This window comes from Paenibacillus taichungensis (assembly GCF_013359905.1).
Taxonomy (GTDB): Bacteria; Bacillota; Bacilli; order Paenibacillales; family Paenibacillaceae; genus Paenibacillus; species Paenibacillus taichungensis.
In genome coordinates, this window is record NZ_JABMCC010000105.1 from 36,462 (window position 1) to 48,655 (window position 12,194).

Annotated in this window: 13 protein-coding genes; all 13 read right to left on the reverse strand. The window is 47.1% G+C overall.

Annotated features, from left to right (window positions below):
• Window positions 1-87: 87 nt before the first annotated feature.
• Entirely contained in the window at window positions 88-1,143 is a 1,056-nt protein-coding gene (locus tag HP548_RS09880) for a phosphotransferase (RefSeq protein ID WP_175381557.1), read from the reverse strand.
• 121 nt (window positions 1,144-1,264) lie between these two features.
• Window positions 1,265-1,891, reverse strand: coding sequence for a GDSL-type esterase/lipase family protein (locus HP548_RS09885; RefSeq protein ID WP_076289455.1), 627 nt, complete (start codon window positions 1,889-1,891; stop codon window positions 1,265-1,267).
• 195 nt (window positions 1,892-2,086) lie between these two features.
• On the reverse strand, window positions 2,087-5,254 hold the full coding sequence (locus HP548_RS09890) for an MMPL family transporter (protein ID WP_175381558.1): 3,168 nt from the start codon (window positions 5,252-5,254) through the stop codon (window positions 2,087-2,089).
• Window positions 5,251-5,709: a MarR family winged helix-turn-helix transcriptional regulator gene (locus HP548_RS09895; RefSeq protein ID WP_175381559.1), complete on the reverse strand. Its 459-nt coding sequence runs from the start codon at window positions 5,707-5,709 to the stop codon at window positions 5,251-5,253. Before HP548_RS09895 ends, HP548_RS09890 begins: the two co-directional genes overlap by 4 nt.
• Window positions 5,710-5,922: 213 nt before the next feature.
• The gene (locus tag HP548_RS09900) at window positions 5,923-6,360 is read right to left on the reverse strand and encodes a GNAT family N-acetyltransferase (protein ID WP_175381560.1); all 438 of its coding nucleotides are present in this window, start codon (window positions 6,358-6,360) and stop codon (window positions 5,923-5,925) included.
• Between the two features lie 63 nt (window positions 6,361-6,423).
• Window positions 6,424-7,410, reverse strand: a complete 987-nt coding sequence (locus tag HP548_RS09905) for an N-acetylglucosamine kinase (protein ID WP_175381561.1) — start codon at window positions 7,408-7,410, stop codon at window positions 6,424-6,426.
• A 122-nt stretch (window positions 7,411-7,532) separates the two neighbouring features.
• Window positions 7,533-8,246: a class I SAM-dependent methyltransferase gene (locus tag HP548_RS09910; RefSeq protein WP_175381562.1), complete on the reverse strand. Its 714-nt coding sequence runs from the start codon at window positions 8,244-8,246 to the stop codon at window positions 7,533-7,535.
• 18 nt (window positions 8,247-8,264) lie between these two features.
• The gene (locus HP548_RS09915) at window positions 8,265-8,615 is read right to left on the reverse strand and encodes a C1 domain-containing protein (protein WP_099853407.1); all 351 of its coding nucleotides are present in this window, start codon (window positions 8,613-8,615) and stop codon (window positions 8,265-8,267) included.
• 56 nt (window positions 8,616-8,671) lie between these two features.
• Window positions 8,672-9,643: an alpha/beta hydrolase gene (locus tag HP548_RS09920; protein WP_175381563.1), complete on the reverse strand. Its 972-nt coding sequence runs from the start codon at window positions 9,641-9,643 to the stop codon at window positions 8,672-8,674.
• A gap of 58 nt (window positions 9,644-9,701) precedes the next feature.
• Window positions 9,702-10,211, reverse strand: a complete 510-nt coding sequence (locus tag HP548_RS09925) for a response regulator (RefSeq protein WP_175381564.1) — start codon at window positions 10,209-10,211, stop codon at window positions 9,702-9,704.
• A 174-nt stretch (window positions 10,212-10,385) separates the two neighbouring features.
• Window positions 10,386-10,844, reverse strand: coding sequence for a MarR family winged helix-turn-helix transcriptional regulator (locus HP548_RS09930; RefSeq protein WP_024630132.1), 459 nt, complete (start codon window positions 10,842-10,844; stop codon window positions 10,386-10,388).
• Between the two features lie 14 nt (window positions 10,845-10,858).
• A complete protein-coding gene (locus HP548_RS09935; protein WP_175381565.1) occupies window positions 10,859-11,458 on the reverse strand; it encodes a GNAT family N-acetyltransferase in 600 nt (199 codons plus the stop codon).
• A 27-nt stretch (window positions 11,459-11,485) separates the two neighbouring features.
• On the reverse strand, window positions 11,486-12,154 hold the full coding sequence (gene rpiA / locus HP548_RS09940) for a ribose-5-phosphate isomerase RpiA (protein WP_175381566.1): 669 nt from the start codon (window positions 12,152-12,154) through the stop codon (window positions 11,486-11,488).
• Window positions 12,155-12,194: the final 40 nt, after the last annotated feature.

Genomic DNA, 12,194 nt, shown 5'->3' on the forward strand with positions numbered 1-12,194 from the left:
AAATATTTCACCAAATAAAAAGAGCACTGATTCTTGCCTCAAGGCAGAAATCAGTGCTCTTTTGTTATACATCCACATGTTGCAGAGTTAAATCAGCAGCTTACGCAGCCGTTCCTCATTACCTTTCATCCAGTCTATCCGATCCCTCAGCTTCCTGATTTGCTGCACAGCCACTTCAGGCCCATCTGTACCTTCGAACAATCGACTGATAAAATGCATCACCACATCCAGACTTCGAAGTAAAATAAGCGCTGGAATCACGTTCAGCTCCTCTGGTTCCAAGTTGACCTGTTGCCTGAATCCCTGAATCATTCCCTCCAAAGCCTCCCACATCCATGCCTGCTCCTTGTCCATCGTCAGCAGGTCAGACATGGGCACAGCAAGCTCCATTACCCGCAGATCCCATGTGGCAAATTCAAAATCCAAAATAGCACATATGATATCCTGAGAGTCTGCCAATACATTGGATGCATTTAAATCTCCATGGACCAATTGATGTGGCAAAAGCTCCATACCTCGCAGCGTATTGAATAAGTCTGGCAATACAACTTTCAGCTTCTGCAGATCATCTGCACATGCCATCAGCGTATCCGGGGGTGAGGTGCATAGTTGTAACAATTTCTCCGGTGAACAGAGCGGGTAAGCCTCCTGAATCTGATAATAGGGCGGATAGACGGGGGCCAGGGATATGGGAAGGCGCGCCATAACGGAAGACAGCATGCCAGCCGCCCTGCCCAGTCCGCGCAGCTGCTCTGGTGTATTCCACACGGGATTATGTCCCTCACGATAATGGAACAACGTCACAATTTTGCTCCGGCCCGAGGAACGATCCTGCACAGCTAGAAATGTTGCATGCTTATCATCAGGAAGGCTAACGGGCGCAGGCACATGAAGCTCAAACTCTGAACGTGACAAGGCAGACAGCACCTCATGTTCAAAAGCAATTTTCATTTGATCATTATGCGTTTCATACTGCCTCAGCACGTAACATTCTTCGTCTATCTCTACCATGAAGGTAGAGTTGTTCATGCCTCCCTTTCCACGCTGAGCTTTCCAGTTGGACGTGAAGCCATATGAGGATAAAACTTTGGATATGAGCTGCTGTTCTGAATCATTTAGGGAACCTGAATCGATGATGTGCACCAAAAATAACTCCTTTACCTCACATAATACAACCTCTATATGTCCTCATCTTAACGGAAGTATTTCTTACGGTCTAGTCAGCTCCAAGTGAATAGTCATTCTAAGCTTAACTGCCTGCTGATCAGGCAAATGGATAGTACCCTGTACGATTCAGCTGTTCTGCAATCACGCGATAGCCTTTTGCATTTGGATGAACCCTGTCCCAAAATAACAGTTCACGTTCACGCCCTTCAAACCGGTCATAGACCTGAGCACAGGCATAGTTCCCCGATCCTGCACTATTCAGAAAGGAATTATACTGCCGCACCCAATATGCAGCTTCCGCCGCTTGCGGATACGGGTTGTACAACCCAATCGTACGGACCATATATACACTGTTTCCTTTCAACTGCCGGATATGCCTCATAATCTGGGACACGTTACTGCGAGTATCCCCAAGCACCTGTGTCATTTTACTTGCATTCGGGATCCCGCCACTTGCTTTGAATGTACGAATGAGATCGTTCCCACCAATGGACAACGTAATAATATCCGCCTCACGCAGTGATTGGCGTACTCTTGGATTGTTGGATATCATCTGCAGCATTTCCCCTGACGTAAGTCCATTCACGCCCAAATTCTCCATGGATACAAACGTACGCACATTCGTTTCTGCCATTCTCCGATATAAAGGAACAAAGCCGGTGCCCAGCAGCGCTCCTGTACCTACCGTTAATGAATCTCCTATAGCCACATATCGATATACCATCCCGCCGCCCCTCTCTGCTGTGTTATAAACCACTCCATATACAATTCCTATATATCGTATGAGAGTAACGGAGACAAGGCGCGGGATGGTGTCCGTAGGCATACACATTTATTTGTCCGTTTCATAAAAGATTGTTCAAAACAACACAGAAAGCCCCGCCGGGGATCCAGCGGGGCTTTCATATATCATTTTACATTACATGCCTATATTACGATCCGAATCAACGGAATCTGCCTGTTCCTTGTTCGGGAATGGCCACCAGTTGGCACGGCCAAACATTTTCACCATTACAGGAACGAAGAATGGCAGGAATAGCAGAGAATACAAGATCAGTCCGCTGAGTACAACCGTCGCAATTTGCATCATCGAAAGAACTCCCGATGGATACATTGCGGCAAAGGTACCACTCAGAATGACGGCTGCAGACAGGATGACCGTACCCATGTTTTTCATGGCGTACAGTATGGCATCCTGGACTCTCATACCTTTGTTCTCATTGAAACGGTCCATCAGGAAGATGCTGTAATCCACACCCAGTGCAATCAGCATGACAAAGCCGAAGAACGGCGTAACCCAACTGATACCCGAGAACCCAAGTATATTCACAAAGATCGCTTCAGTCAGGGCCATCGATGTGAAATACGCCAGCAACAACGAAACGATCAGATACAGCGGCATAATAACTGAACGGAGCAGCAGAACCAGAATGATAAACGTTCCTGCAAGCATCAGCATAACTGTGCGCGTGTAGTCGTTGTTGGAGACTTCCTGCAGATCTGCAAAGGTACTGGTTACCCCACCAATTGCAATATCCGCTTTTTCAAGTGAACTACCTTGTACGGCACGATGTACAGCAGCTTCAATATCCGGAACACGATCAATCGCTTCAGTTCCATATGGATTTTCCGCAAAAATAACGTCAATCGTCATCGTTTTCCGATCTTTGGACAGATACGTATCGAATACCTGTGTAAAGTCTTTACTATTCAGTGCTTCTTCAGGAACATACCAGCCTGCCAGATCGGAATCAGGAGAGTTTTGCAATTGTGTCAGGTAGTCCTGTGCTGAATCGAGTCCACCTGAAACCTGTTCGATTCCATCTACACTCTGATTAAGACCATCTGTCAATTGAGTCAGTTGACCACTCAGATCCGAGAAGCCTTGCTGAATTTTCTCTTGGCCACCCTGAAGCTGACCAAGTCCTTTCTGAATTGAAGGAATTTCACTAATCACTTTACCTTGACCGTCAGCGGCCTGTTTGAGACCGGATTGCAACTGACTGATTCCCGTCACAATCTGACCCAGACCATCGGCAAGTGCCTTCTGTCCGGAAGCTGCGGAGGCAAAGCCAACGTTCGCCTGATTAATTCCAGCCGCGGCTTCTCCCAGCTTGGTTTGAATTTGACCCAAACCTTGAGCAAGCTGTGCCGTGCCGGTACCTGTTTCACCAAGGGTGCCTTTGACCCGCTGATAATCGGCGTCTTGCAGCAAATCAGGATAGCGCTCTTCAAGCGCTGTGAACGATTCATTCAAGCTGGTCAACGCTGTAGATACACCTTTGAGTTGTTGTTGCAGTTCACCTACACCATCACCCAGCGCTGCGACACCTGCTCCTGCCTGACGATAGGCTTGAAGCAGCTGATTGTTGGCCTGTGCAAGTTGATCTGCACTCGTTTTGGCTTTCTGCAGACCTGCTTTTAGATCACCGGCGCCCGAGGAGCCGTCACGAATTCCTTTTTCAATCTGCTGAAGTCCTTCCGACAACTGTGTAATACCAGACTGCAATTGGGAAGTACCTTTGGTCAGTTCTCCAGCCCCATCCGCAGCTTCTTTAAGTTGTGGTTCATTTTTGCTCAACTGACTGCTGGCTTCGCTCAGGCCATCACGGATTTTATCCAGACCCGTTTTACCTTCGCCCAAACCATCAGACAATGTCCCTACTTGTTGTGTCACTTCAAAATCCTTGATCTCATCACCGGTTGGACGTGTCATACTGCGGACACCAGAGATCCCTGGCACCTTCTCCACTTCCCGGCTGATTTTTTCAGCGAGCGCCATGTACTTGGCGTTATCCATAGCTTCATCATTCTGGATCACGACCTGACCCGGTAAGGATTCACCCGGACCGAAGCTGTCCGAAATGATATTGAATGCTTTGACCGAATCATATTTCTCACCAATCTCATCGAGACTGTTGAACGACAGTTTGCCATCGTAAGTTGCTAGCAAAGGCACACATACCGCTGCAACGATGAGAAGGGCTGCCCATGGACGTTTTAGGGAGAAACGGCCGGCTGCACCATAAATCTTGCTCTCGGCATGTTCCAGTGAACCCTTGGAAGGCCAGAACAACCTTTTGCCCAGTACTGCCATGAAAAATGGAACAATCGTGACTAATGCCAGCATCATCACGGCAATACCGACAGCAACTGCTACCGCGGAACGATACAACATAAACTGCGCAAAACCAATGGCAATGAATCCAACCAGCACGGCCAGTGCTGAGAAGAATACCGTTTTGCCTGCTGTGCGGTACGTTGCAATAATGGCATCCCAAGTATTTTCATGATGAGCCAATTCTTCCTTAAACCGGCTAATCAACAGGATGCAATAGTCCGTACCGATCCCGAACATGACTGCCACCATAAAGATCTGCGTAAACGTCGATATAGGGAAGTCAAGTCCGTCCACAAGGAACGCGACAATCTGCTGTGAAACAATGTAGCTGATCCCCACCGTAAGCAGTGGAACAAATGGAGCGACAAAAGAGCGGAATACAAGAAACAAGATGAGCAAAATAAATACTACAGTAATGTACTCCGATTTTTTGAGTCCTTCTTGGGAACTTTCCACCGTATCCTCATCAATCAAACCTTTACCGGTTATGTAATGCTCCACATTGACCGATGACAAAGCTTCATTGAGGTCTTTGCGCATTTCCTTGACTGTACGGTCTCCCTGATCAATAGAAAGCGACGTCAAGATCGTCTTGCCATCCGCAGAGATCATTTTGTCTGATAATTCAGGCTGAGAGAAAGGCTCCAGTATGGACAGAATGCCAAGCTTCTCCTTTTCTGCCTCCAGTTTCTTAACGGCCTGTTCTGCCTCTTCTTTACCCTCGGCACCCAAACCATCCGGATTATAAAAGACAAGAGCCAACTGGCTGCCCTGCTGCTCACCCTTTTGTGCTGCAGCTTCTTCCAAAATCGCCGCTGCCTGGGTGGAAGAGTGTCCTTCAGGAACCGAAAACTGCCCCTTTTCCCGAATCAATTCACTCATGTTAGGGGCGGTGAACATTAATACAGCAGCCACAACAACCCATAGCCCCATCAACCACCATCGCGCTTTCAAAATCGTTCTCATTCGTTCACCTGTCCTCCTTCATGCGTTAGTAGAGCTGCCAGCTTCTCAAAAGATTCAATGAAATTCTGAACCTCTTCCGGTTTGAAATGGACCAAATACGGCTCCAGAAGCTGCTGTATTTCCTGTTCCGTTTCCTTGTATACTTCACGTCCATTGTCTGTCAGAGTCAAATAGACCACTCTACGGTCGCGCTCATCCCCGGCCCGATGGACCAGATCCCGATCCACCAGCTTGTTAACCAGAGCAGTGATACTGCTCTTGCCCACACATAAAAGCTCTGCCAGATCAGAGGGCGTGCATAACGGCTTCTCTTCGATCAAACGAAGTGCACAGAACTGATCAGTAGTAATCGTTTGCCCCAAGCGTTCACGTATCTGGGTATCAAACCGTTTGGTTACCAGGAAAGAAGCATCCAAATAGCGGTTAACCAAACTTCTAGCATCTGGTGTGTTCATTCTTCATTCTCCTTCCCTCAAAATATAGTTCACTTATAGAACTATTCTCCAATGAAACTATTCTATAATGAAACTATATTGCAAAGCAATACGTTTTTCCTATTTTTTTTTAAACAAACGACAAAAAACAGGACGTCCGACTCAGCTGCTTCGCCAAATCCAACATCCTGTTATGATTATGCTCTCTTTACGTTACACAGTAGTAGACAGTTACTAGTCTTCGTCTTGCTCCTCGTCTTTTTCCAGCACACAGCGGAATCGCTCCACACCCGGATACAGCTCACCCAGGCTGTACACTACGAATCCGGTATTTCGATAAAATTCCACAGCTTCCACATCGGTCTCTGCGATCAGTCTGTCGGGGTTATATTTGGCCAGCACCTGTGATATCATGCCACGACCATAATTTTTAAAACGATTCTCAGGCAGAACTGCAATATGATGAATGGTGATCTCACTCGTTCCTGTAGATTCATATCCAATCAGACCGATCAGCTGGCCTTCGTCTTCATAACCGTCCAAATGCAGCTCTTCCTTATCAACATACTGTTTTAACGCACGATTCAGGTGATCCGGGTCGGGAAAGACCGAGTAGGACAACAGCTCCTGTACTTCCGGCTCCTGTATGCGTGATTTCAATTGAATTAACACCCTGATTCCTCCTATACCTTGCTTGATTCCGTTATCGTATTGTAGTCGTTAGCCTTTAAAAGTTCAAGTCGTATGCCGTTTCAGTTCCGATTGGAGATCAGACGTGATGCCTTCCGGCACCTGAATTCCTGCCAAATGATATGCATCCAGCAGCGCACCTCCGACTGCCGGCACATGGCTGGTAATGTAATGAATCTGTTGTCCACCCGGTTTATAGGCTGCATCCAGCCCCTTTCGAACAGCCTCCACCATATAAGGTGTACTCAGACAACTTCCTGTAAGCGTCATGCGCACCTGTTGATCTTCAAAACATGATGCTAGCATGAGAATACCCACAACGGCCGTATCCGCTGCTGAATCACATACTCTGACCGCAAGGGGAATATTTTCGGCTGCTGCTTCGGTAACTAAAGGAGCCATTTGACCAAATATCCGATTGATGGCCTGTCTATTTTCAGCAAAACCTGATACGCCCAGTGCAGCAAGCTCCGGAATCGAAGTTACATTCCAATAGGCTAATAGCTGTTCGATCCAGGGTTGGTCCTGCGGACCATAACGTCCCGCAAGGATGGAATGCACCGCGTCATAAGCCAAAAAGCGAGCTGCTGTTGGCGCATAGTGGCCAAACTGGTCATTGCGGAGCCAGGTCCCTTGTTCCGTTTTACCCAGAATCAGAGAGCCTGTGCCTCCAATAGCTACAATGCCCGGCTCACCGTCAAAAGCTGCCGTATGTGCAATATGTGTGTCATTTACTGCGCTGATTCTGCCTAATATACCGGTTTGGGCGAGTAACGCTTCAGCCCAGACTGTATCTTCAGGCCGATCCAGGCCTGCCATCCCCGCCTGAATGGAAGCAATCTGATTCACTTCTAACCCAGCTCCGCGAATGGCTTCAGCAATGCCCTCCAATACATTCTGCTCTGCATTGGCATCATGATAGCGGTTGCAACCGCCTTTTTGCACATAAGTCAAAACCTTTCCGTTCTCATCGGCTAATGCTACACGTGTATGGCTTCCCCCGCCATCCATCCCAATCACATATGTACTCATTCTGATCCCCCATGTTCTGGTGTGATGATGTCTCCTGTCCCATGATGGTTCTCGTGATGTTCCTATTAAGCTACCGAGTAATACGAACTGCCGGGACCTTACTACGCGATCCCGGCAGGCTGCTACTGCTTCTGTGCAGCGAAACGAAGCAGTTCACAACGGAACTGTGTCGGTTCATCATATTTTTCCTCTTCGATCGTCTGTGTTACATGTTCCTGAAGAAGAATATTCCAATCCGTATAAGCCTTCTCCAGTAATGCGATAGCCTCCGCTGTGGGCAGATTCAATTCAATCAACGGCTCAAGCTCCCGTCCTGTGTTGATTTCCTTTTCCTCTACACTTGTACTCATCGTGATACAATGAATGCCGCCTGTACGGGTTCCCGCTTGCAAACGTTCAATAGCTTCCACTAAAGCTTGTTTATTTGATACATGTTCCAGACAAGAGCAAGCCGCAATATAATCAAAATGATCCGGCTCGATAGCGTAATGCTCAACATCTGCTTTCTCTGCTTGCACGATATGATCAACCTGATATTCTTTCGCATATTTGCGAAGTCCATCTACAGCCTCATCCAGCAAATCCACCCCGATCACTTCACTGTTTGTTTGCCCGAGACGCTGTGCAATGGGTATCGTATGTCTGCCTACACCACATCCCAAATCGAGAACTCGCAGTTCCGTCTTATGGGCAAGTAGACGCTCCAACATATCCATAACCATAGGCATGGGCCTCGCCATCCAGGTACCGGACGCGAATAATTCATTATTCTGATAGAAGTTAGAATGGTAACCTTCCTCTGCTTTCCGTGCAGCCTCAAATTGTTCATTTGCCATAAAAGCACCTCCAATAGATTAGATATTAATCGTCAATGTCCCCGAACCTGCAAACAGAATAATGGTGAGAATGACCATCACTACAAATGCCCCAGTTACGAGTAATTTACCTGTATCCTGCTTATACGTATTGTCACTAAATAACATCACGCCGCCGATGGTCATGGCTACCGGAGGAAGAAACAGTGTCATCAGAACAAGCAACACAATTGAATATCGATCCAATATCAATTCATCATTTTCAATCATGTGCGGTTGTTCAGGCTGAACCGTTTTGGTAGTAACCAGATTGCCGCAAGATTTGCATTTGAACTCATTCTCTGCCATTTTTTCATGACAATATGAACAAACTCTAGGTGTATATGGCATCTCGCACCTCCCCTTAAGGACATCTTCTACTTAATACCCAGGTTGCTTTATTGGAATCAGATGAATGATGATACTGCAGAAGAATTCGATAGGTTCTTTGTCAAAAAGGATTCCAGCACCTCCTCGTATCGGGGACGATCCACTTGAAACGCTGTTCCATGACCCGCACGGGGGATAGTCAACAGTTCTTTTTCTGTCGGACAAGCTTCATATAGTCTGTAAACCATTTCTGTCGGAACAAACCTATCTGCCTCACCATGAATAAAAAGAACAGGAACTTGAACTTTGGTGAGTTGATTGAGTGCCGATGCCTCCCCAAAGAAGTAACCTGCCTTCCATTTAGAGATAAGACTGGTAACGGGTATAAACGGAAATGCGGGCAGCTTGTATAGCTGCTTGAGCTGGAAGGTCAGTTCATCCTTCACTGAGGTATACGCACAATCCGATACGATGGCCTTCACCTGATCAGGGAGAGCTTCACCACCTGTCATTAATACTGTAGCGCCTCCCATCGAAATTCCATGCAAGATGATCTCCGTCTCTGTGCCAACCTTGCCCAGAACCCAATGGACCCACTGAACATAATCTCTACGGTCCAGCCAGCCGAATCCGATGATATTGCCTTCACTTTGGCCATGACCCCGATCATCCGGCATCAGCACATTGTAGCCCCGCTTTTCAGCATAAAAGCGGGCAAAGCCCGCCATCTCTCTGCCTTTTCCCGAATAACCATGCGCCAGGATAACCGTTGGATGCTGCGATCCGTTGGGGGAAGGAAGCCATGTTCCATGCAGCTTTAATCCATCATGGGATTCAACATACATATCTTCGATTGGCTGCGTATCAAGCCACGTCAAGTCAGACGCACTGCTTATTATTTCGTTATCCGGTTCGGGCATCAGATTCGGATTGTCAACCAGAAATGATTTTGGAGCACGCCGAATGGCGGTTTTGAAGAAGTAAAGTCCACCTAACCATAGTAAGGCAAGAACGATCAGCACCAGAACCGCAAGGCTGTATAATAACATGAACATCCCCCTCTCTTTCAGTCGATCTTCCACGTGAAACAAGTATGTATACTATCTATCATTTCGTAATTTCTCTGGGCTGTGATGCTTGTTGCCACTTCTGAATCACGTTGTTTAAAGCTTCAAGCGTGAAGGGTTTACCAATAAAATCATTCATCCCGGCTTCAAAACATTTCTCTTTCTCTCCATCCATCACATTTCCTGTCATCGCAATAATCGGAATAGGGTGCCACATCTTATCCTGTTCTATGGCTCTGATATGACGTGTAGCCTCCAGTCCATCCATTACAGGCATCATGTTATCCATCAGGATCATACTATACTTATTGCTAAGAAAGGCCTCGCTAGCCTCTTCCCCATTAGAGACGGCATCCACTTGCGTCATGCCCAGCCTTTTGAGTTGCATCTTCACAACTTGCCGATTGATGGCGTTATCATCTGCAAGCAAGATTGATATCGGAAGAGATATACAACTCTGCTCTTGGCTCCCCTTGCCGTGAACCATCTGATTGGATAACGGTTCAATCGTTTTGTGCGATGAGTTCGTCTCTCCATGTTCATTAGACATCACATGATCACTCTCCTAATCGCGAATTAAGCCCTACTGCTTATACAAAGGCTTTCTCAATCTCTTGCAGCAGCTTCAGCAGCCTCGATCGTCCCCGTTCAAATACAACCTATTTATTCATTATACATGAACGACGAATGGCATACATTCATATAAAAAAACTGACCTGCGTTATTAACGCAAGTCAGTTTTCCCCTCTGCGGCGAGACCAAGCTTTTTTAACAAACGAATCGCATCCGCCTTTTCCGAAGGTTCCAGCCCATCCACCGCATCAATGATCACCTGGTGGTGCTGAGGAAAGATTTGTGTGAACAGATGTCTTCCTTCCTCCGTCAATTCAGCGTATATGACACGCCGATCTTCCTTGGATGCTCGACGAATCAGCAGATTTTTGTTCTGAAGCTTGTCCACAACATACGTGATATTGCCGCTGGACATTAACACTTTTTCACCGATCTTTTGCAACGCCTGCGGCCCTTTATGGTATAACAAATCAAGCACGCCAAATTCTGTTGTATTCAGTCCATGACTCTGGATATCCCGATTGGATCTGGATGTAACGGAATTATATGCGCGAGCGAGAACCACAAATAATTGTAAAGACAGTTCCCGATTGTCCTCGTTGTTCGGCATTTCTTAATCCTCCATCACTTGTTTACATTTCGACCTGCGCCTGAAGATCGTATCTGCTCCCACTCTTCGCGCAGCATTCCCATACGAATCGAATCATAATGCTTGCCATCCACGATGCGGCATTTGCGCATGCGTCCTTCTACCTGCAGTCCCGCCTTCGAAGCTGAACGCATCATCCGTTCATTGCCTGACCAGGTCGTCAACCCAACCCGGGCCAGGGGCAATTGCTCGAATAAGTAGCTGGACCATATCTGAAGTACTCGCGTGCCGATCCCGTGCCCCCATTGGGCTGAACGATACAGCACTATTCCCATTTCCAGCCACATGGATGGACGATGTTCCCAATAGTAGCTGATTGTACCGACGATTCGTCCATTCAGCTCAATAATTCGAATGGAGTCCGGATCAGCATTGCTCTGAGTTGCTTCAAGTCTTCTTAACATGCTCCGTTCGAAGTCTTCGTAGCTCTCATGTTCAAGGGCATAATATGGCGCATCCCATTGCTTCCATTCCGGTACGTCTTCACTGTAGATCAATTCATAGAGTTCAGTCAGATCTTCTTTCTCCACACATCGAAGAACAATCTCACCATCCACTAACGGGTTTTCCCTCATCTATGCAATGACCTCACTTTCCGTTCATTAACGATGACGCTCATCGATGCTGCCATCATCCTTCGCAAGAATGACGGTGTCCGCCATTTTGATAAACAATCCATTATCGACAACACCTGGGAGCATATTTAACTGAACGTTAAGCTCCGCAGCATGTTCTATGGCTTCCATGCGGCAATCTGCAATGAGGTTTCCATTATCCGTAAGATAACGTTGATCCCCATCCATACGCCATTCCGGATGACATCCGAGTTTCTCCAGCGCCTGAAAGGTCCATTCTGAAGCAAACGGAACCACTTCAACTGGCAACGGGAATTTCCCCAGCTTTTGTACGGCTTTGCTGCCATCGGCCACAATAATCAGTTTGTCACTGTTTGCAGCTACAATTTTCTCACGCAAAAGCGCCCCGCCGCCACCTTTGATCAGGTTAAACTCAGGATCAACTTCATCTGCACCGTCAATGGTAAGATCCAGACGTCCAATTTGATCAAATGGAACGATCGGAATTCCCCACTCTTTGGCGAGCTTGTCCGATGCTTCCGAAGTAGCTACAGCCTGAATGTTCAACCCTTCACGTACTCGCTCACCAATTCGACAAATAGCGTAATACGCCGTTGATCCTGTACCCAATCCAACCTTCATTCCATCTTGAACATATTCTGCCGCGCGCTCAGCTGCTATCTGTTTAAGATTCATCTATAAACCCCCGCCTGCTCATGATTTGAGAAATGCATAC